The organism is Psychrobacter sp. ANT_WB68 (assembly GCF_008369115.1).
In the GTDB taxonomy this organism is placed as follows: Bacteria; Pseudomonadota; Gammaproteobacteria; order Pseudomonadales; family Moraxellaceae; genus Psychrobacter.
In genome coordinates this window covers 306,235-325,999 of sequence record NZ_VOAZ01000001.1, presented here as the reverse complement: position 1 = coordinate 325,999, position 19,765 = coordinate 306,235, and the positions used below count along the sequence as shown (strand labels likewise).

The 19,765-nt window shown below is 42.8% G+C and carries 22 protein-coding genes; 14 read left to right on the top strand and 8 right to left on the bottom strand.

The genetic code is table 11. The annotated features are described in order from the left end of the window. Positions 1-49: 49 nt before the first annotated feature. The 4 genes from FQ084_RS01420 to FQ084_RS01405 all read left to right on the top strand — a co-directional run bounded on the left by FQ084_RS01420 (position 50) and on the right by FQ084_RS01405 (position 3,716). Entirely contained in the window at positions 50-325 is a 276-nt protein-coding gene (locus tag FQ084_RS01420) for a Trp family transcriptional regulator (protein WP_149488859.1), read from the top strand. A gap of 66 nt (positions 326-391) precedes the next feature. Then, positions 392-1,810 carry an anthranilate synthase component I family protein gene (locus tag FQ084_RS01415; protein ID WP_149488858.1) on the top strand — a complete coding sequence of 473 codons (1,419 nt, stop codon included), beginning with the start codon at positions 392-394 and terminating at the stop codon, positions 1,808-1,810. A 33-nt stretch (positions 1,811-1,843) separates the two neighbouring features. After that, entirely contained in the window at positions 1,844-2,491 is a 648-nt protein-coding gene (locus tag FQ084_RS01410; protein ID WP_149488857.1) for an anthranilate synthase component II, read from the top strand. Positions 2,492-2,768: 277 nt separating this feature from the next. Then, a complete protein-coding gene (locus FQ084_RS01405) occupies positions 2,769-3,716 on the top strand; it encodes a DMT family transporter (RefSeq protein WP_149488856.1) in 948 nt (315 codons plus the stop codon). 222 nt (positions 3,717-3,938) lie between these two features. On the opposite strand, the gene FQ084_RS01400 is transcribed toward FQ084_RS01405, so the two are convergent. The 5 genes from FQ084_RS01400 to gdhA all read right to left on the bottom strand — a co-directional run bounded on the left by FQ084_RS01400 (position 3,939) and on the right by gdhA (position 9,140). Next, positions 3,939-4,682 (bottom strand): amino acid ABC transporter ATP-binding protein, encoded by a 744-nt coding sequence (locus FQ084_RS01400; RefSeq protein WP_149488855.1) that lies wholly within the window; start codon positions 4,680-4,682, stop codon positions 3,939-3,941. A gap of 114 nt (positions 4,683-4,796) precedes the next feature. Next, positions 4,797-5,480, bottom strand: coding sequence for an amino acid ABC transporter permease (locus tag FQ084_RS01395; RefSeq protein ID WP_223144849.1), 684 nt, complete (start codon positions 5,478-5,480; stop codon positions 4,797-4,799). A 53-nt stretch (positions 5,481-5,533) separates the two neighbouring features. Then, entirely contained in the window at positions 5,534-6,373 is an 840-nt protein-coding gene (locus FQ084_RS01390) for an amino acid ABC transporter substrate-binding protein (RefSeq protein ID WP_149488853.1), read from the bottom strand. 577 nt (positions 6,374-6,950) lie between these two features. Further along, positions 6,951-7,532: a PepSY domain-containing protein gene (locus tag FQ084_RS01385; protein WP_223144835.1), complete on the bottom strand. Its 582-nt coding sequence runs from the start codon at positions 7,530-7,532 to the stop codon at positions 6,951-6,953. Between the two features lie 261 nt (positions 7,533-7,793). Continuing rightward, complete coding sequence (gdhA, locus tag FQ084_RS01380; protein WP_149488851.1) at positions 7,794-9,140, bottom strand: NADP-specific glutamate dehydrogenase; 1,347 nt, start codon at positions 9,138-9,140, stop codon at positions 7,794-7,796. A gap of 685 nt (positions 9,141-9,825) precedes the next feature. On the opposite strand from gdhA, the gene FQ084_RS01375 reads away from it, so the two are divergent. The 6 genes from FQ084_RS01375 (at position 9,826) to FQ084_RS01350 (ending at position 14,299) form a co-directional block, all read left to right on the top strand. Continuing rightward, a complete protein-coding gene (locus FQ084_RS01375; RefSeq protein WP_010201036.1) occupies positions 9,826-10,188 on the top strand; it encodes a roadblock/LC7 domain-containing protein in 363 nt (120 codons plus the stop codon). A gap of 390 nt (positions 10,189-10,578) precedes the next feature. Further along, positions 10,579-11,073 carry a PAS domain-containing protein gene (locus tag FQ084_RS01370; RefSeq protein WP_149488850.1) on the top strand — a complete coding sequence of 165 codons (495 nt, stop codon included), beginning with the start codon at positions 10,579-10,581 and terminating at the stop codon, positions 11,071-11,073. 3 nt (positions 11,074-11,076) lie between these two features. Beyond that, positions 11,077-11,826 carry a PhnD/SsuA/transferrin family substrate-binding protein gene (locus FQ084_RS01365; RefSeq protein ID WP_149488849.1) on the top strand — a complete coding sequence of 250 codons (750 nt, stop codon included), beginning with the start codon at positions 11,077-11,079 and terminating at the stop codon, positions 11,824-11,826. A 147-nt stretch (positions 11,827-11,973) separates the two neighbouring features. Further along, a complete protein-coding gene (locus tag FQ084_RS01360) occupies positions 11,974-12,591 on the top strand; it encodes a hypothetical protein (RefSeq protein WP_149488848.1) in 618 nt (205 codons plus the stop codon). A gap of 51 nt (positions 12,592-12,642) precedes the next feature. Next, positions 12,643-13,257, top strand: coding sequence for a hypothetical protein (locus FQ084_RS01355; RefSeq protein WP_149488847.1), 615 nt, complete (start codon positions 12,643-12,645; stop codon positions 13,255-13,257). A 370-nt stretch (positions 13,258-13,627) separates the two neighbouring features. Then, the gene (locus FQ084_RS01350; RefSeq protein WP_149488846.1) at positions 13,628-14,299 is read left to right on the top strand and encodes a class I SAM-dependent methyltransferase; all 672 of its coding nucleotides are present in this window, start codon (positions 13,628-13,630) and stop codon (positions 14,297-14,299) included. A gap of 28 nt (positions 14,300-14,327) precedes the next feature. Here the strand turns inward: FQ084_RS01350 and FQ084_RS01345 are convergent, their stop codons facing one another. Together FQ084_RS01345 and FQ084_RS01340 are read right to left on the bottom strand one after the other, a co-directional pair. Then, positions 14,328-14,897 (bottom strand): GNAT family N-acetyltransferase, encoded by a 570-nt coding sequence (locus FQ084_RS01345; protein WP_149489561.1) that lies wholly within the window; start codon positions 14,895-14,897, stop codon positions 14,328-14,330. Between the two features lie 532 nt (positions 14,898-15,429). Beyond that, positions 15,430-16,281 carry an SDR family NAD(P)-dependent oxidoreductase gene (locus FQ084_RS01340; RefSeq protein WP_149488845.1) on the bottom strand — a complete coding sequence of 284 codons (852 nt, stop codon included), beginning with the start codon at positions 16,279-16,281 and terminating at the stop codon, positions 15,430-15,432. Positions 16,282-16,701: 420 nt separating this feature from the next. Here FQ084_RS01340 and FQ084_RS13350 point away from each other — a divergent pair, with 420 nt between their 5' ends. From FQ084_RS13350 to FQ084_RS01325, 4 genes are all read left to right on the top strand, one after another. Beyond that, complete coding sequence (locus FQ084_RS13350; protein WP_262880617.1) at positions 16,702-16,905, top strand: hypothetical protein; 204 nt, start codon at positions 16,702-16,704, stop codon at positions 16,903-16,905. 66 nt (positions 16,906-16,971) lie between these two features. Beyond that, positions 16,972-17,256: a carboxymuconolactone decarboxylase family protein gene (locus FQ084_RS13345; RefSeq protein WP_262880616.1), complete on the top strand. Its 285-nt coding sequence runs from the start codon at positions 16,972-16,974 to the stop codon at positions 17,254-17,256. A gap of 179 nt (positions 17,257-17,435) precedes the next feature. Continuing rightward, a complete protein-coding gene (locus FQ084_RS01330; RefSeq protein ID WP_149488844.1) occupies positions 17,436-18,104 on the top strand; it encodes a DsbA family protein in 669 nt (222 codons plus the stop codon). A 157-nt stretch (positions 18,105-18,261) separates the two neighbouring features. Then, positions 18,262-18,510 carry a DUF2164 domain-containing protein gene (locus FQ084_RS01325; RefSeq protein ID WP_149488843.1) on the top strand — a complete coding sequence of 83 codons (249 nt, stop codon included), beginning with the start codon at positions 18,262-18,264 and terminating at the stop codon, positions 18,508-18,510. 95 nt (positions 18,511-18,605) lie between these two features. Here the strand turns inward: FQ084_RS01325 and FQ084_RS01320 are convergent, their stop codons facing one another. Then, the gene (locus FQ084_RS01320) at positions 18,606-19,730 is read right to left on the bottom strand and encodes an S-(hydroxymethyl)glutathione dehydrogenase/class III alcohol dehydrogenase (RefSeq protein WP_149488842.1); all 1,125 of its coding nucleotides are present in this window, start codon (positions 19,728-19,730) and stop codon (positions 18,606-18,608) included. Positions 19,731-19,765: the final 35 nt, after the last annotated feature.

Genomic DNA, 19,765 nt, shown 5'->3' with positions numbered 1-19,765 from the left:
TACTGAAACAAGATAATTATTTATCTCTTTCTTATTAAGATTACATATTATGAGTACTGACCCTTATCAAAGTTTATTACGTCATCTAGCAAGTTGTAATGACAGTGCCGCTATCGAGCTGCTATTCAGTGCGCTATTGACTGAAAAAGAGCAGCAGGAAATAGCCAATCGTATCCGCATTTTTGACTTGTTAGAGCGCGGTGTGACCCAGCGCGAGATATCTGAGCAGTTAGGTGTTGGTATCGCCACCGTTTCGCGCGGTGCTAAAGCCATGCAAGCTCACAATGTTAGCGCCTTACTTGCGACACATAGAAAAAGCACTTGATGCACTAAAAGCGCGACTTTAATCTACATTTTTATGATAAAAAATTGAACCACTTTGGACATTGTTATGACCTCTTCTACCTCCAAGCTCCTTCAACCTGCTGCTATTGATATTCCTAGCAAGCCGCAACGCATCAAGCTCACGCAGGATCTCGATTTTTTTGCGTTATTCAAACGCATAGAAGGGACTTTTGAGACCTGTTATTTGCTCGAATCATTGGGCGAAGACGGCCATATGGCACGCCATCATGCCATTGGTTTTGACCCCGTTATGACCATTGCTGCCATCGACCGTACAACTTTGGCCATTACCGATAATAAAACAGCGCGTACCAGTCATTATCAGACTGACAACCCTTACGAGCTACTACGCAAAATTACCCCGCAGCATGTCATAGCGCGTGACCAGAGCGGTGGACTTGTCGGCTACTTGGGCTATGACAGTGTCAATTTCTTTGAGCCCAGTCTCAATGCTAAGGCGAGCGACGATTTTGAACCCTTTAAATTTGGCGTATATTTAGATGGTCTGACGCTTGATAAGATGACAGGCGAGATTTTCTATTTTTACTATCCAACCGCACAGCAAGACAATCGCATTGAGCAAATCAAAGCCTTGCTTGACGAACCCATTCCAAGCTATGAGCCGCCCACCGTTGAATTTTTGGGTGATGGCATGAGCCAAGAAGAGCATGCCAAGGTCGTCATGCAAGTAAAAGAAGACATCATTTCTGGGCGTATCTTTCAGTGTGAGGTGGGCTTTAAGTCCAAATATCGTATTGCAGGCGATAAGATGCCTATTTATGAAAAGCTGCGTGCGGTCAATCCATCACCGCATATGTATTTTATGAAATTTTCCCAGCAGTGCATCATTGGTGCCTCGCCTGAGCTATTATTTCGCTTACGTCAAGGTGAGATGGAAACCTATCCACTGGCAGGCACCGCCAAGCGCGGCGTCGATGTCAACGAAGACCGTAAGCTTGCCCGTGCCTTACTAAATGATGCTAAAGAGATTGCCGAGCACAATATGCTGGTTGACCTGCATCGTAATGATATTGGCCGCGTCGCACGATTTGGTACGGTAAAAGTGCGTAGCTTGATGGACATCAAACGCTTCTCACATGTACAGCATATATCCTCTGAAATCGTCGGTATCTTGCATCCTAATGAGGATATGTTTAGTGCCCTTGCCAGTAATTTTCCTGCTGGAACGTTGTCAGGCGCACCAAAAGTTGAAGCGATTAAAGTTATCAATGAGCTCGAACCCGATGGTCGCGGTGCTTATGGCGGTGCGCTTGGATCATTTAACTTTAATGGTGACTGTATCTTTGCCATTCCTATTCGTAGCCTATTTATCAATGGCGAATCTGCCTATGCGCAAACTTGTGGCGGTAATGTTTACGACTCCAATCCTGCTGATGAATACTTAGAAATACAACGCAAACTGTCTGCTATGAAAGTCGTGTTAAACAGCTTTATGCCTGCATAAATTACCTATCTTTCATTAAAGAGCTTATGACTTATGAATGTTTTAATTATCGATAACTATGACTCGTTCACTTTCAATCTCTATCAATACATTGGCGAGATTTTGCAAACCATGGACGGTGATAAAGAAGCCAACGTCATCGTAAAGCGCAATAATGAGATAACGTTGGCTGATGTACAGGCGATGAATCTTGACCGTATCATTATCTCACCTGGCCCTGGCGCACCTGACGACCCCGCCTACTTCGGTATTTGCGCCGAAGTCATCGAAGTCATGGGGAAAACGACACCGCTATTGGGTGTTTGCTTAGGGATGCAGGGCATCGCCCATGTATTTGGCGGTGACGTGGTACGTGCCAGCGTGCCGATGCATGGTAAGGTTTCATCCATTCGCCATGATGACGCAGGTGTTTATCAAGGTCTGCCACAAGAGCTAGAAATAATGCGCTATCACTCTTTAATGGTAAAAGCAGATACCCTGCCAGACTGCTTGACCATCACCGCCGTCGTTGCTAATGATGCACATCATGATTTAAGCTTGGTTGAATCAGCGCTGGCAGGAGATGAAATTATGGGATTACAGCATAAAGATTATCCCATTCAAGGTGTACAGTTTCACCCAGAATCATTTGCAACAGAAGGTGCTAAGCGTTTGCTAACCAACTTTTTATTACAAATATAAATCACGAGGCTCAAGCTTGGACAGGTTTGGGGATATCCTACTAAAAGATGATAAGGCAAGGACAAGCGTGTAGTTAACGCCTATGAAATATATTTTATGACCAACTGACTTGTGTTAGCACTCAATTAACGCTTTAATGATAGACTAAGAAATGCAAACAAAAGGCAGCCTTTAATCAGGTTGTCTTTTGTTATTTCCACATAGCATTAAGCCATTAGCTAAAAGGCTTGGACAGCTGATTCTTTGAGTTTGATATCAAATAAAAATAGAGAGCGATATGGCACACACGGATAGCGCAATGTCAGCGCGGCAGTCATGGATAGGCACCATCCAAATTATCACAGCAGCTATCTGCTGGGGAACTTTGGGGATATTCTCGACCTACCTCAACCAAATCGGCTTTAGTGGCTGGCAAACGACCATTTTACGTGTCGTGACCGCTGCTCTTATCATCCTCGTCATGCTACCAAAACTATGGCCACACCTACTTAAGCTACGCCCTAAGCAGTGGCTCGGACTGGCGGTGCAGTCTTTAATTGGCGTACTCGGTATGTCAGTATGCTATTTTTTTGCCGTTATCTATGTCGGTGCTGGTCCTGCCGTCGCCTTACTTTATACCGCACCTGTTTTTAGCTTATTATTTTCAGCATTTTTGCTTGATGAATCCATTACTCGCCAATCGGCATTACTGGCACTCATGGCAGTATTCGGTGTTGGCTTGACGATGTTAGGTGAACAGGCGCAGGCCAATTGGGGTATCTTGTTAGGGTTATTATCAGGCGTCTGTTATTCCCTATACGGAGTACTTGGCAAGCGCGCAATGCATGACGCGCATCCGGCACCTTTGGTATTTTTTACCTCTATCATCATCAGTGCTGGCGTATTGCTATTGCTACCCGAAACCTATAAAACTTATGAGCAATTACTGGTTTTGCCTTTGAGCACCTGGGGCTATGTTTTGGGACTGTCTTTGATTGGAACCGTCGTGCCATTTGCGCTATATATGAAAGCGTTAGAAAAGCTACCTGCTACCCGTGCATCAGTCTTTACTATTTTTGAGCCTTTAACTGCGATTGCGTTGGCAACGCTGTTACTACATCAGTCATTGTCTTGGATTCAATATGTCGGCGTCATACTCATTCTGCTGGCAGCTCTATTTAATGCTGTGCTAAATGCTACTACCACTCGTGTGCCGCGTTGGTTAAGGGGACGGCAAAAGGTTTAGTTATGCTTTTTCATCGTCTTACATAGCCCTACACTCCTTTCTTTTAAACAAAACACCCCTTTTTGTTAAACGAAAAAGCCCCGACTATGCTGACATAGCTGGGGCTTTATTTTCTAGATAATTTTTAAGCTTTCTATCTTTTAAAACACTTCGAACTTTACTTTGAAATACAATATTTACGCTATAGAGATTTGATGTATGACTTGAATTCATCTAACACCATTATTGCTCGATACGCTGTAAAAATGCGCGCGTACGTGGATGCTTGGAGTCTTCAAATAACTGCTTGGCGCTGCCTTCTTCGACCACAAGACCATCTTCAATCAAGACCACATGATCAGCGACATCACGAGCAAATTTAATTTCATGAGTCACCACAACCATCGTCCAACCTTCAGAGGCCAGCTGTTTCATCGTTCCAAGTACGTCTTGTACCAACTCTGGATCAAGCGCAGAAGTTGGCTCATCGAACAACAGTAACGACGGCTCAATGGCGAGCGCACGAGCAATACCAACTCGCTGCTGCTGCCCACCAGAGAGCTGAAACGGGTATAAATCTGCTTTATCTGATAGACCGACTTTTTCGAGTAAGGCTAAAGCCTGCTCGCGCGCTTGCGCTTTACTTTGCCCTTGGACCACCGTAGGTCCGAGCATTAAGTTTTCGATAGCGGTCTTATGCGGAAATAAATTATAAGACTGAAATACCATGCCCGCTTTACGTTGCAATGCGAGTAAAGCTTTTTTCTTAGGCTTGGTGGCAAAGTCAATCGTTAAGCTGCCATCGTCGAACTTAATAACGCCTTGATCAGGAATTTCAAGCGCATTTAAGCAACGCAAAAACGTGGTTTTACCCGACCCTGACGGTCCTAATATGACCACCACCTTGCCTTTTTCGATGGTCAAGTCGATGCCTTTGAGCACTTGATTGCTACCAAAGGCTTTGTGAATATTGCTGACTTGAATCATAAAGATTTCCGCTGACAAATTAAAAAACAATAACGAGAAAATACAAGTTAGAAAAGACAGTGATTTAAAAAACCACACGCTAGCAAATATTAGACAGCTACTTAAAACGCGACATTACTTCGCCACATAGCGATCCAATCTGGTTTCAAGCCTGCCTTGGATAAAGGTCAAAAACAGACAAATACCCCAATAAATAACCGCCGCTTCAGTATAGACCAGCATAAACTCATAGTTACGCGCGGTGATAATCTGCGCTTCTTTAAACAGCTCAGTGACGAGTACCAATGACGCCAAAGAGGTGTCTTTTACCAAACTAATGAAAGTATTGGATAACGGTGGTACTGAAACCCGTAGTGCTTGTGGCAAGATAACGTGGCGAAAAGTTTGTAAGTACGTTAACCCGACCGTTGAGCCTGCTTCCCACTGGCCTTTTGGAATAGACAAAATCGAAGCACGTACCGTCTCCGACGCATAAGCACCGATATTCAGTGAAAAGGCAATAATCGCAGAAGGAAACGGATCAAGCTTAACGCCAACGCTAGGCAGACCGTAAAAGATAATAAACAGCTGTACCAGCATCGGTGTCCCGCGAATGGCAGACACATAAATACGGGCAAGTCTATAGATAATCTCATGAAACCAGCCAGCACGCGGCACGATACGAATCAGTGCCACCGTCAGTGCAATGACCATACCAATCGCAAACGAGATCAATGCCAGCGGTATCGAATAATAGATACCGCCTTTAAGCATTGGCCAAAATGAATTGATAACAATTTGCGCCCGCACAGGGTCCATAAATGGCAATAAGCCCAATAAATCAGTTAGCATTGAGATGATAGAAGCTGGCATTATTTTTGTTGACTTATATCAGCACCAAAGAATTCTTGGCTAAGCTTGGTAAGCGTCCCATCAGCCACTAGTGCTGCCATTGCTTCATCTAATTTTGCGACAACGGCGTCATCACCTTTAAGTAGAACCAATCCCGAACCAGTCTGCTCATTAGCAGGGGCAACCAATTTAATCTCGAGATTCGCGTCTGGGAATTTCTTCAGATAATCTAATACCGCAAGATTGTCGTTCATGGTAAAGTCAGCGCGGTCTTGCTTAACCAATTGAATCGCTTGCGCCATACCGTCAACAGGGACAATTTCTGCGCCATAGCGCTCTGCTAGCTCACCATAGTTACTGCTCAGCGACTGTGCTGAACGTAGACCTTTGAGACCTTCCCACGAGCTATAACGATTATCATCAGTCGGTGCCAACACCACAGCACCTGACCAGCTGTAAGGGGTCGCTTTGTCATATTTTGCTAAACGCTCAGGGGTGGTGAGACTGACTTGATTGGCGACCATATCGAAGCGTTTGGAATCAAGTCCTGCCAGCATCGCATCCCACTGAGTTTCTTTAAATTCAACCTTCACGCCTAGTTTGTCAGCAACGGCACGCGTCACTTCGACATCATAACCAGTAAGCTTACCGCTCTCATCATGATACGTGAACGGCGGGTATGTACCTTCCGTACCGACGTTGATGGTGCCACCATTATTGATACGCTGGAGTAAATCAGAACCCCCACTTGCGGCACTGTCGGTCGCCTTGGTATCGGCGGCGTTATTAGTAGGTGACTGATTACAAGCGGCAAGCAGTACGGTACTGGCGGCAAGGGCTAAAAGAGTACGACGTTTCATAAGACGTCCTTATAAAGTAGGTGAATAATGCAAAAAAGTATCAGACCAACAAATAGGGAGAAAAACGTAGCAAACAGTTTTGACTAAAAAATCGCGCCTATTGACTGTCATGCTTGGCTTTGGCTTCCCGATTTGAGGATGCTAAAGATATTTTTCAATACTGTTTTTATATTATGTTGCATTGGGTGCGCTAAGTGACAGTTAATATTAATAATAATTTTAACCGTCAACGCAGGTTATGCAACAATGACTTGCCCTATACTAACGTAGTTGCGTAAGAATAAACGTACAAAAATAGTGAGCATGCGTAAGACTGCTAGCATTTACTGACTGCTACACTTTTATATCTTATCTTTTCAAATGAAATCAGCAAGACAGAAACTAACAATACGCGTCATCCCACCCAAGTTGCCTAGCTACAAGCAAGGAAATTTTCTATCAGTCGCCCATAAACATTAACCTATCAATTTTATTTTGAACTGACGATAGCCAATTTACTGGGCGATTTTTTAAGAAAAAAAACACCAACCAATATGTTCAGCTGATGTCTTTTTGACGGTTTTTATGCATGTGACGGCTATCTTGTGAATTTATTGGCAAAGGTTTTACCCGTTTTAGCATCTACATTTATACTGATAATTTTATTACCTTTTAAGAGGTCAGCTTTATAATATAAAGGATGATCAGCATAATCACGGTTGTTCTTAAATTCAATTCCTAGGATTTGACCAGCTGTTTGTTTTTCAGCAATATTCATCGCCGTCATAATAGTTGTTTTTGCTTTTTTCTGTACTTGGTAATCATTGATATCATCGCCGTCTAAATGCTCAGAATCAGTTTTTAACACTTTACCAGTGTTAGCATCTACTTTAATTTCGTAATTGACGCTGCCTGTACTGAACTCTAATTCATATACGCCACCATTACCCACCGCATCGCTATCATCGTCATCAAAATCTGCACTGACTAAAATACCCGAAGCTTTTTTACTAGCGATGGTAATGGCTTGCTTTAAGCCAATCTTTGCCGCTTGCGCAGCGCGTACTTCCTCCGAATCACTGGATGCATTAGCGGTTATAGTGATGACACCTGTGGTCAAAGCCAATGTCAGACCAGTAGCCAACGTCGCTAGTTGAAAGCGTTGTAGAACCTTACTCATAAGATTATCTCCTGATTCACGCTGGATGTTTTGTTTAACGCCATAGCTTTTACTTAACGCGATATTGTTCTTTATCATAACCTTGCTTGAATAAGCCTTTGGAACAAAAAGGTATCCTAATGTATCGTCATTGTTGATAGATAAAAAAACCACGCCTACTCATTAAAGTAGGCGTGGTTTTTGCTAAAGCGGTAGGTGTAAAGTAGTGAAAGTATTGTCAGACGCTATTATCTGTAGCAATCTTCAACAATACAACCACACTTAGTTTAAAATACCATAAGCGCACAACGCATCTGCTACGCGTTTAAAGCCAACGATATTGGCACCGGTCATATAGTCAATATAGCCATTATCAGTCTGACCATAACTTTCTGACGCTTCAGCCGCGCAGTCATGAATATTTTTCATAATGCACTTTAAGCGCTCATCGACTTCCTCAAAGGTTTTATATTGGCGTACTGAGTTTTGAGACATCTCAAGACCAGATACAGCGACACCGCCCGCATTAGCCGCTTTACCTGGTGCATAGTGCACGCGGTGCAGACGAACATAGTCAATCGCTTCAGCGGTCAACGGCATGTTAGCGCCTTCGACAATATATTTGATGCCATTCTCAACCATTAATTTGGCATCGTCTTCATCGACTTCGTTTTGGGTGGCTGATGGAATCGCGATATCACCTTTAATATGCCAAGGTTTTTGCTTAGCCAACCACTCACCGCCATATATATCGACATACTCAGCCAATGGCTTGCTTTGTGCTTTTTGCGCTTTTAGCCAATCAATCTTTTCTTGATCCATGCCGTTTTCATCATAAAGCGTCCCCTGCGAGTCAGATACCGTCAGTACCGTCGCACCCAGCATATGGGCTTTTTCGGCGGCGTGCAGTGAGACGTTACCAGCACCTGATATCAATACCTTTTTGCCTTTGATGTTTTCATTTTGCGCGGCAAGCATGTTTTCTAAGAAGTATACCGCACCATAGCCAGTCGCTTCGGTACGCATCAAGCTACCGCCAAAACCCACGCCTTTACCAGTCAAAACACCACCGTGCTCACGAGTCAGGTTCTTATACATCGCAAACATATAGCTCACTTCACGTCCACCCACACCGATATCGCCAGCGGGCACATCAATGTCTTTACTGATGTACGGATGCAGCTCACGCATAAAGGCATAGCAAAAACGACGGATTTCGCTGTCAGACTTGCCTTTAGGATCGAAATCAGCACCACCTTTACCGCCACCCATTGGCAAACCCGTCAAAGCGTTTTTAAAAATTTGTTCAAAACCCAAAAACTTTAGCACCGATTGGTTGACAGTAGGATGAAATCGAACGCCGCCTTTATAAGGACCTAAGGCGTTACTGAACTGTACACGCCAGCCGCGGTTCACCTGTACTTCACCTTTATCGTTTTCCCAGTTGATACGAAAAGCGAAAACACGGTCAGGCTCGACAAGACGCTCAAATATTTTGAGCGTCTCATATTCCGGATGAGCGTCGTATAGCGGGGCAATGGTGATTGCAACTTCTTTTACCGCCTGAATAAACTCAGGTTGGTGGGCGTAACGTGCTTCGACTTTTTCGATTGCCTGACTGATACTCATATAGGTTCCTTAAGGTAAAAATGGTAATCATGCTGATTTACACGGGCGTTTTATCGTTTAACCGCAAACGATGGGATGAAAAACGCGAGTGTGGGATTGAGATTGTTCCCATATGCTGTTAGATATAGGAACTAGTGGGATTAGAAGCCAACTGAATGTGTCTCTAAATCATAAACCCAGAAGCACAAACAATTTTTATCTCATAACTATATATCATTTTTTTGGTGTATAAGTCTAGTAAATATCGCCATCATCAAAAGTTATAGTGGACATTTCTATCATTATAAGCTATTGACAACCTTGCCATGAAAACTTGTTAGCCAAAAAACCCTTACATTTATTCAGATCTGTTAATGTCATTTCATCGTCAAAACATAAGATGATAAAATGAACTTTATTATTTCTATTGAATGCTTTAAACCATTAAAAGAAAACTCAAACTCATCAAACCCCACCATTAGTCAACTTATATTTACTAATGAAGAATACTCTGCGATGGACGGTCATAAAAGGGGACTAAAAGGTTAGAAACACCTCATATTCAGTCTTTAACTGACGGCCATCTATATCAATACTAAAAGCAAGGGTTTATAATATTGCCCGCTCGACAAAGATTATTGAAGATTTTATTAGGCCCTATTGATTTACTTTTATTCATTTAATTATTCGTCACAGAGAAATTGTTATGCGTACAGATTCATTCCAGCAGATCTTAGAAGACCTAAACAGCTCATCCGCGGATGTTGAAGCATCTGCTCTTATTTCTAACGATGGTCTTATGATTGCATCGGCCTTACCAACAGGCGTTGATGAAGACCGCGTTGGCGCTATGTCTGCCGCTTTACTGTCATTAGGCGACCGTGCAGGTCGTGAATTGGCTCGTGGTAGCATTGACCGTATTATGATCCAAGGCGAGAAAGGCTACGTGATTATGACCTCATCAGGTGATGAAGCGGTATTGACCATTATGGCAAAACCAAATGCCAAACTTGGTCTGATATTCTTAGATATTAAACGTGCGTCAGAAGCACTAGCAAAACTTATCTAATTGCTGATTTCAAATATCTGTCGATAAGAGTTAATGCGCCCTCAGCGCTATAAACTATTGAATAAACAATACTTTAAATGAAAACTGACGCCTTGTCTTATAAAAATTATTTAAGGTATTGCACACTGTTTATATTGAATAGGTGATTGGATTTGCTAAACACGGATTTACCGAACACTTAAAAAGCCTAATCACCATGAAATATTTGAAGCATTATTTATCGAGTCTTACTTAACAGCTTTAATAGATGAGTTTTATATTTAAATTTAACCATTCAGTTTCAGACAGCCGCTTAAGCAATTGGTTTTAACGATACGTTTAAGACCATAAACTGAAAATAAATCCGCTTTTTAATAATTATCAAAATAATGATAAATAAAGGAGATTACAATGGGTTCTCCACTCCCTGACGCCATGAAGCCTGACATGCCAGCCACGCAAGTCACCATGACTTATCACGATGGTACCTCGCGCACTGTCTATGACACTGGTATCGAACGCCCCTACCCTGATGGCAAGCTGATTGTGTCACGTACGGATTTAAATGGTGTTTTGACGCACGTTAATGATGCCTTTGTCGAGATTAGCGGCTATGAAGTTGATGAATTAATCGGCAATCAACACTATATTTTGCGCCATCCTGACATGCCAAAAGCCGCCTATAAAGACTTATGGTCGACCGCTGCTGCTGGGCAAAAATGGCATGGCTATGTCAAGAACCTATGCAAAGACGGTAGCCATTATTGGGTTTATGCCACTGTCGTGCCGAACGTGCGCCGCGGCGAAACGGTTGGCTATACTTCGGTACGCCGTAAGCCATCACGCAGCAAAATTGATGCCGCAATCGCTCAATATGCCCAAATGAAACAAGATGAGGAAGCGTAAATCATGACGACACATAATATGTTAATCGCCCCTGATTTTTCGCCTGAGCGTTTTGCAGGCTGGCACATGTTTAACATCTTGATTCAAAAGCGTGCCAATCTCAATATGCACCTAAACATACCCGCCTCGCATGCGGAACAAGAAGCCATTATCAATCAAGGCGATATCCAGGTCATTTATGCCAACCCTTTTGATGCAGCCACGCTTATCCGTGAGCAAGGCTACCGTGCGGTTGCGCGTCCTATCGGTAAATCTGATGAGATGGTCATTGCCGCGGCGGCCAATAGCGATATCAATAGCTTAGAAGATATCAAAGCTGGCGCTACCGTGGCTATGGCTGATAACCGTGATGTAAAACTGATTGGTTTACGGCTGCTGGAAGCGGTCGATATAGAAGAAGCCGATCTCAATTGGACAATCACTGAGACTTATCAAGCAGCAGCACGTCAAGTAATTAAAGGAGAGGCGCAAGCCGCTTTCTTTTTAGCGGAGATTTTTCATAGCTTTTCACGCTTAACCAAAGCGCAGTTATCAGTATTAATCGAGAGTGATTTGGCGGATATTAGCCATGTCTTGCTTATTAAAGACGGCTTTCCTGATACTGACATCTTGATGGATGCGATTCTTAATCTGCATAACGATGACGATGGTAAAGAAGCGTTGGCTGAACTTGGTATGCCGCAAGGTTTTGAAGCCATGGATGAAGAAGACGCTGAATTTATGATTGACTTGATGCAAACCTTACTTGATTAGTAGGGTCATGATTCATAATTTATAATTTATAATTTATAATTTATAATTCATGATTCATTGGCATCTTATTTAAGTCATAGTGTTTGTTTAATAGCGCTCGTTTAACAGCACTTATTGGATAATGGCTATGACTAACAGGGCACTCTTATGTCTGATTTAGATCTCATCAAAGAAAGTGAGATGGCGGCGCGGCGCGTATATCGTCTTTACTCGCGTAAAATATTTATAGCACCAAATAATCGCCACTTTCACGAGCAACGTATCAACGCCGCGCTACTTCTAAATGAAAAAGAACCGCTGCAAGGCGCAGTGGCAGATTTCTTTTATGGCTGCTGGTATGACATTCCCTATGATGTCACCAATATGTTTACCCGCTTGCAAGGGCGACTGCTGCCGCATATCGAACAAGGCTTTCGTGATTGCATCGATAAAAAAAGCTATATTCAAAAAAACAGCATGCTAGCAACGCGTTGGAGCGTACTGGTATCGCCATCTTTAAATGAACAAACCCAGCGGCTGCGAATCAGTAGTGATGACGCCAAAGAAATCGCGAAAGATATCACCAGTGACTTGATGCTCGCGCGTGATAACCAAGACTTTGACACCATAGAGCAAATCGAAAACGAGTTTTTTGCCCATTGTATCGCTCGTCATGACCGTCTAGCGTTCTCCTTAGTTTGGTTTCGCTTGGGTAAAAGTGATTGGCAATTCAATGACCGCTGGAATCATTGTCAGCAAAAACTTGATCAAACCACCAAAGCCTAAATGGGTTATTTTTTAATACCATCACAAACCTTCATCTAACTGGTAGCCGCTATGTCTTCTTATTTAAACGCTGATAAAACCTATCTGACTTTGACCCCGGCCGGTATTTTTGAGGCATTTTCGCAAAGTGAACCGACGGCTGAGCAGTTATCCTTACAAGATTTATTGTCGCACAACGAGACACTGCTAGCGGCTGATTGGCTAGAACGCTATTCTGATCAGTGGTTAGACAGCTTTCTCGAACATGGCTGGATTGAGAAGCTTTCACTGTTTTTGCCCGCCCCAAACTTACCATTAGATCAGTTTTTACCCTATGTCGTTTCAAGCTTGTCTGGTAAACGCCGTGCGGCGATTGGTTCTGATGAAGGTTTTTGTCTGGCACGGATTGGTTATAGCCAAGAAGAAGCGGATATGCTCAGTGTGGCTGCTGCTGATTTTTCAGGCTTTATGCTGCGCCAAAAACAACGCGGCTGGGCGGTAGAAAGCCAAGCCATTTCTTTTTTTCAGCAAGTGGATTTGCTGATTCCTGAAACCAGTTTTGTATTTCTCTGGATTGATGGTTCAGGCTACGTGCTTATCATCGATGGTGAACCTTTAACCAACAATCGCGCCTTTGTTGAGCTGGTATGGGCGTTAAAAACCTCTGGGCTTAGATTTACCAATTAAATCCTTACTTAATTAAGTTAGCAGCTTGATATAAATGCACCCTTTAACCACAAGGGGTGCATTTTTTATGCCCTGCTATCATGCGGTCTCATGATGATGGTTGTATAACTCCTGCCATTATCCTTTCCACGCTTTGCTTCTTGCCATTGCGACTGCTACCTGCATAAACTCATACGGCAATAAGAACACCCTCAAAATTAACAGCAAGTTGTCAAATGTTAGGTCATACTGGCTATGACCATTTAACAGTTATCCTTGATAGACATCTACACATTTTCGAGCTTCAAACCACCTTTTGTAATACATATATTCCCCGAAAGTGGCACCCTTTGCCAAACCTTGCATTTTTGCTTATTTTTTAGGACAGTTTATGACTTCGCTGACTACCGTGCGCGTGCGTTATCAAACGATTGAAATTGGCAGCACCGACATCCACATTTGTACTTTACGTGACAACCAACAATTTAGTGACCCTGATAATGAGGCATCAGACCTCGGTATTTGCTCGGCGTCATGGCCGATGTTTGGCGTGATTTGGCCGTCAAGTTTGGTGCTAGCCAATCATATGCTTGATTATGATATTGCCGGCAAGCGCATCTTAGAAGTTGGCTGCGGTATGGCATTATCCAGTTTATTGCTTAACCATCGTCACGCTGATATCACAGCGACCGATTATCATCCGACGGTTGAGTATTTTTTGGATAGAAACACCAGCCTAAACAATAATAAAGAGATTAGCTTTGAGCGCTTAGACTGGGCAGAAGACAATAGCCATCTTGGTAAGTTTGATATCATTATCGGTAGCGATTTGCTGTATGAAGACCAACATATCGATATATTGGCGGAGTTTATCGAGCGCCATGCTTTGCCAACCTGCGAGGTTATCGTCGTTGACCCTGGGCGTGGGCGCAAAAACAAGCTAACCAATAAAATGGTTGAGTTCGGTTTTAGCAGTCAACATGTTAAGCCCGAAAATACTACCTATCTTGATTTGCCATTTAAAGGTCATATTTTGACTTTTTCACGGGATAATACCGAATAAATCCGGTTCACGGTAATCATAAATAGAGTTAGGTCGTGGCAGTATTTCGCCACTGTTGACGCGTTAGTTTATAGAGCACATGCTCAGCAAGCGGGTGCTCAGAGTCAAGCATAGGGTGATAAAAACCTTCTTGTGTATCGGTCATGCCTATCCGCTGCATGATAAGCTGCGAGTGCTTATTAATGACTGAGGTGGAGGCAACGACCTCGTTAAGCTCTAAAACTTCAACAGCGAATTTCAGCGACGCTCGCGCGGCCTCAGTTGCATAACCTTGTCCCCAATAATCCTTATGTAGTCGCCAACCAATCTCTACACAAGGGGCAAATGGCATATCCGCATGAGCCTCATTCAAGCCAACCATACCGATAAAGTCATCCTGTTCTGAATGGCCTTTTCGGCTGACCGCCCAAAAACCCCAGCCTTTGTCTGTAATGAGCCGCTGGCATTTATTAGCAATGACGTCACTTAGCGCAGGAGATAATAGCTGTGGAAAGTAACGCATCACTTCAGCATCGGCATTCATTTCAGCAAAAACAGCAAAGTCGCTTGCCAGCCACTGCCTGAGAATAAGCCGTTCGGTTTCTAACACATGTATCATAGAATATTCGCTTTCTTTAATACCACTCATCAATCCAGCGTTGTTGCTTGGCATAAACAACCTGCTCAGGCGTGTCAACATCATAGCTGAGACATCAAAGTAGACATGCTGGCTTCTCACTGGCGTGATGATTATTAAATAATCGTGATTCATGTAAGTTAAAAGTAACTTCATTTTCTTCTCATGACTGACAGCAAAGGTTACCTTTGTTCTTACTTTTTAGTGCTTAGAGTATGGTTTTTTATTAAAACTCTACGTTATTAAGGTGTACTCTCATTTTAATAATGCTGACAAAAATGAGATGAACTGTATTTAAACAGTAAAAGTAGCGCGGACAATATCGACAATCTATCTGATACTGCTTGGCAAAATGTAGTCATTTTTAGCCCATTTAACCCATTCAGGCAGAATTCCTCCACCTCTTTAGTGGTGAATAGTTCATACATTTATGCTCATATTACCGATAGACCTTATAGTTATAAATAACTCAAACATAATTCTTAGCTAATATTACTGCGACTAAATGTAAATATTATGCAGAAAGCGACTGCAATACTGTTTGAGTTTGGCGTTCAAGCTCTGTAATGGCTTCTTTGTCTAGAGCATCTGCATGCGGTTGTCCGAACTCTCCTCTGGCGTCACCATGGGCACCATCTTTGATGTCATTATCAAAGTATTTACCGCTATCGTTAGCGAACTCATCCGAGATGGCAAGTTCAGTTAGAATATTTGCCCCTTTATCCGCTGATGACCAATATTCTCCATAAGCCTCATCGACCATTTTTGTATTCAGTAGCGAGCCTGGATTGACAGCGATTACATTGATGTCATCTGCCGCGACTGTATCGGCTAAATCCATACTCCACATCGTAAGTGCCAGCTTACTTTGAGCATAGGCGTCTTTATCATCGAGACGCTCTTGTCCTACGAATGCCTTATAGGATATCGGATCTTGGGCTGCTGAGCTTAGATTTACGATACGAGCTTTGCTAGACTTTTTGAGTAAAGGTAAAAGGGCGTTGGTTAACTCGTGAGGCGCTAAGTAATTAACCACGAAGCGTACGTCCAATCCATCCTTAGTCATTGCCGATGCGGTAGTATTAATCCCTGCGTTATTAATAAGTACATCCAGCTTTGGTAATTTTTTATTTACTTCTGCAGCCATTTTATGTACTGCATTTAAATCTGAAAAATCAGCCACAAACCCATTAATATTATCTACTGCTGCGCCTGTCGCTACCGCTTTGACTTCTGCAATGACACTGGTAAGTTTGTCGGCATTTCTGCCATGCACATACACTTGATGCCCAGCTTCTGCCAATTTTAGAGCTGCAAGTTTACCAATACCATCAGTACTGCCCGTAATTAAAATAGTCTTAGTCATGAGTCGTCCTTACTATTTAAGTTATTATTTAAGTTTTGAATGCGCGTTCTATTTTATCTATCGTAATGCCGTCCATTGTAATGAAAGTGTTGTTATTCCATCAGTGGCTTACGCTTAAAATGCTTTATTCTATAATAAGTAACTTTTTGATAACTGGTGATGCCATGGTTATACCTATAATTGTCACAATACTGCCAAGATTACCTGACAACGCTATAAGGCCAATGTATCATCAAAGTTCATAATAAAGAAAATAAACAAGACTTGCTAACCTCAACCAATAGTGCAATAACAGTCAAATAATCATACTTAATATTATTTTTGAGCAATCGCTCAAATAATTCGTCATTTTAAGAGGTTTAAGCTATACACTTTAATAATGAAATAATAACTAGTTAATAGTTATGCTAAGGATTTTGTATGACCGAATTTACATTACACGACAAGCAAAGCGTATCAGCAGATAGCAAAGCATTGCTTGACGTTTCTATTGATGCCTTTGGAATGGTTCCAAATCTACATGCTGTGATGGCAGAAGCGCCGGGATTGCTTGAAGGCTATCAACGTCTGCATCAGTTGTTTTTAGACAGCAGCTTTGATGACGAAGAAATTACCGTCGTCTAGCAAACCATCAACGTTGAGCACGCTTGTCATTACTGCGTTCCTGCGCATACTGGCATTGCCAAAAGCATGAAAGTGGATGATGCCATTACCGAAGCATTACGTAATGAGACCGCACTACCGACTGATAAGTTAGAAGCGCTACGTCACTTTACCCTCTCTGTCGTCCGTGGTCGTGGTAACGTTGATGATGACGCCGTCCAAGCGTTTTTGGATGCAGGCTTCACCAAACGCCAGGTTCTAGAAGTCGTCCTTGCGGCTGCGCAAAAGGTGATGAGCAACTATACTAACCACTTGGCCAACACGCCAATCGATAAGCCTTTCCAAAAGTTTGAATGGCACAAGGCTGATTAGTGACGTAGGCTAACGAAGCAGATTAATCCTGCAACCAATTTGGGGTTGAAATAATCCCTTTGGTGTTTTTATACTGTTATCTAAAAGAATGTTGTTCGGAAAATGTTCGAGCAGCAGTTTTCTCAGTTAAAATAATACGTATCAATTAGAATAATAAATAATAGCTAACGAGAGGTCATATGGAACAGTCAAAGCAGTTATCATCAGAGCAGCCACTGCGGATAGATATTGTATCTGACGTGGTATGCCCTTGGTGTGTCATCGGCTATCGCCAACTGGCAGCAGCGTTAGAGCAGACCAATACCGACCATGAGATACACTGGCATCCGTTTGAGCTAAACCCTAACATGCCAAACGAAGGTCAAAACATGCGTGAGCATATCATGGAGAAATACGGCTCAAGCAAAGCAGAGTCCGATGCCAGCCGCGCCAGAATAGCAGATGCAGGTTCTGATGTCGGCTTCGAGTTTAACTTCAATGACGACACCCGTATGCACAATACCTTTAATCTACATCAGCTTTTGCATTGGGCTGAGCAGCAAGGGCGTATGCATGAATTAAAACAGGCGTTATTTACCGCGCACTTTACCGATAATAGAAACCTCTCTGATACTAGTGTACTGGCTACCATCGCCACAGATATTGGGTTGGATGGTAAAGAAGCACTGGCGGTTTTAACAGACCAACGTTTTGCTAAAGAGGTACGCGCAGAAGAGCAACACTGGCAGCAGCAAGGTATTCAAAGTGTGCCGGCGATTATTTTTAATGAGCGTCATTTAGTGAGCGGCGCGCAAGGCGTCGATAATTACGTCAATATTTTAGAGCAATTGGCCACTATGCAAGAGTAGTTATCGCCTATAAGAATAGGGGTTTACTACTTACTTTTTTGGATTAACCCTACTCTTTTTGACTAGCGGAACAGCACTGGTTACTTATTATTTAAGATTCAGACATAACTTAAAAATGTGACATGGTTATTGAGCATGTCTATTAGGATACCGGTATATGAGCAAAGACAAACTGATTCCCTTATCAGATGAAGCAGAAGAAATCGTTTTGGACAAGCTGAGAGATTATATGAGCGCAGAATTTGATGTCGATATTGGTAATCTACCCGCCAAGTTTTTATTAGACTTTATTATCGAAACCATAGGTCCCCATTTATATAATCAGGTGGTCGATGATATGGAACCTTGGTTATATGATAGATTTACGGCAGTTCTAGAAGACATGCACAGCTTTAAAAAAGACTAAGAGATAAACCAAAAAAAATGCCGTTCCTTTATAGGAGCGGCACTTTTTTTATCACGCTGTTATTTTATAACGCTAAACTTACTACCAATATCATCTTAGAAATGAATGACCGTACGAATACTCTCACCTTTATGCATCAAATCAAAGGCTTCATTGATGTCTTCTAATGGCATGGTGTGGGTAATGAAATCTTGCAATGGGATGTCACCCGCTAAATAACGCTCAACATAGCCTGGCAATTCTGAACGACCTTTGACACCGCCAAATGCCGAGCCGCGCCAGACGCGACCAGTCACTAACTGGAATGGCCGGGTTGAAATCTCTTGTCCAGCACCGGCAACACCGATGATAACCGACTCGCCCCACCCTTTGTGGCAGCATTCAAGCGCTGAGCGCATCACATCGACGTTACCAATACATTCAAATGAATAATCAACACCGCCATCGGTTAATTCAACGATGACTTCTTGAATGGGCTTGTCATAATCTTTTGGATTGATGCAATCTGTTGCACCCAGTTTTTTGGCTAACTCAAACTTGCTTTCGTTAATATCAATGGCAATGATGCGGCTGGCTTTGGCCATCTCAGCACCGATAACTGCTGACAAACCGATACCGCCTAGACCGAAGATGGCAACCGTCGCGCCCTCTTCTACCTTGGCCGTATTCATCACCGCACCCATACCGGTCGTAACACCGCAACCGAGCAAGCAAACTTCTTCTAGTGGCGCTTCTTTATTTACTTTTGCCAAGGAAATTTCTGGCAACACGGTATATTCAGAAAAAGTTGAGCAGCCCATATAATGATAGATTGGCTCACCGTCTTTATAAAAACGCGTAGTGCCATCTGGCATTAAGCCTTTACCTTGGGTCTCACGTACCGCTGAGCACAGGTTGGTTTTGCCTGATAGGCACATTTTACATTCGCCACATTCTGCGGTGTATAACGGAATAACGTGATCGCCGACTTGAACGCTGGTCACGCCTTCGCCGATTTGCTCAACGATACCGCCGCCTTCATGACCCAAAATCGCTGGGAATACGCCTTCTGGATCTTCACCAGATAGGGTAAAGGCATCGGTATGACAAACCCCACTGGCTACGATTTTTACCAATACTTCGCCTTTACGTGGCAGCATGACATCTACTTCTTCGATAGATAGTGGCTGGTTAGGACCCCAAGCAATGGCGGCTTTTGATTTAATAAATTTATCTGACATAAGAGTCTCTCTTTTTTAATTAATTTTATCGCTTA

Excerpts from the sequence above, each read along its gene's own strand:
- FQ084_RS01390 (WP_149488853.1), bottom strand. The coding sequence starts at position 6,373 with ATGAAACGTCGTACTCTTTTAGCCCTTGCCGCCAGTACCGTACTGCTT.
- gdhA (WP_149488851.1), bottom strand. The coding sequence starts at position 9,140 with ATGAGTATCAGTCAGGCAATCGAAAAAGTCGAAGCACGTTACGCCCAC.
- FQ084_RS01395 (WP_223144849.1), bottom strand. The coding sequence starts at position 5,480 with ATGGACCCTGTGCGGGCGCAAATTGTTATCAATTCATTTTGGCCAATG.
- FQ084_RS01400 (WP_149488855.1), bottom strand. The coding sequence starts at position 4,682 with ATGATTCAAGTCAGCAATATTCACAAAGCCTTTGGTAGCAATCAAGTG.
- FQ084_RS01350 (WP_149488846.1), top strand. The coding sequence starts at position 13,628 with ATGACTTCGCTGACTACCGTGCGCGTGCGTTATCAAACGATTGAAATT.
- FQ084_RS01325 (WP_149488843.1), top strand. The coding sequence starts at position 18,262 with ATGAGCAAAGACAAACTGATTCCCTTATCAGATGAAGCAGAAGAAATC.
- FQ084_RS01330 (WP_149488844.1), top strand. The coding sequence starts at position 17,436 with ATGGAACAGTCAAAGCAGTTATCATCAGAGCAGCCACTGCGGATAGAT.
- FQ084_RS01365 (WP_149488849.1), top strand. The coding sequence starts at position 11,077 with ATGACGACACATAATATGTTAATCGCCCCTGATTTTTCGCCTGAGCGT.
- FQ084_RS01340 (WP_149488845.1), bottom strand. The coding sequence starts at position 16,281 with ATGACTAAGACTATTTTAATTACGGGCAGTACTGATGGTATTGGTAAA.
- FQ084_RS01405 (WP_149488856.1), top strand. The coding sequence starts at position 2,769 with ATGGCACACACGGATAGCGCAATGTCAGCGCGGCAGTCATGGATAGGC.
- FQ084_RS01320 (WP_149488842.1), bottom strand. The coding sequence starts at position 19,730 with ATGTCAGATAAATTTATTAAATCAAAAGCCGCCATTGCTTGGGGTCCT.
- FQ084_RS13350 (WP_262880617.1), top strand. The coding sequence starts at position 16,702 with ATGACCGAATTTACATTACACGACAAGCAAAGCGTATCAGCAGATAGC.
- FQ084_RS01420 (WP_149488859.1), top strand. The coding sequence starts at position 50 with ATGAGTACTGACCCTTATCAAAGTTTATTACGTCATCTAGCAAGTTGT.
- FQ084_RS01355 (WP_149488847.1), top strand. The coding sequence starts at position 12,643 with ATGTCTTCTTATTTAAACGCTGATAAAACCTATCTGACTTTGACCCCG.
- FQ084_RS01415 (WP_149488858.1), top strand. The coding sequence starts at position 392 with ATGACCTCTTCTACCTCCAAGCTCCTTCAACCTGCTGCTATTGATATT.
- FQ084_RS01370 (WP_149488850.1), top strand. The coding sequence starts at position 10,579 with ATGGGTTCTCCACTCCCTGACGCCATGAAGCCTGACATGCCAGCCACG.
- FQ084_RS01410 (WP_149488857.1), top strand. The coding sequence starts at position 1,844 with ATGAATGTTTTAATTATCGATAACTATGACTCGTTCACTTTCAATCTC.
- FQ084_RS01360 (WP_149488848.1), top strand. The coding sequence starts at position 11,974 with ATGTCTGATTTAGATCTCATCAAAGAAAGTGAGATGGCGGCGCGGCGC.
- FQ084_RS01345 (WP_149489561.1), bottom strand. The coding sequence starts at position 14,897 with ATGATACATGTGTTAGAAACCGAACGGCTTATTCTCAGGCAGTGGCTG.
- FQ084_RS01385 (WP_223144835.1), bottom strand. The coding sequence starts at position 7,532 with ATGAGTAAGGTTCTACAACGCTTTCAACTAGCGACGTTGGCTACTGGT.
- FQ084_RS13345 (WP_262880616.1), top strand. The coding sequence starts at position 16,972 with ATGAAAGTGGATGATGCCATTACCGAAGCATTACGTAATGAGACCGCA.
- FQ084_RS01375 (WP_010201036.1), top strand. The coding sequence starts at position 9,826 with ATGCGTACAGATTCATTCCAGCAGATCTTAGAAGACCTAAACAGCTCA.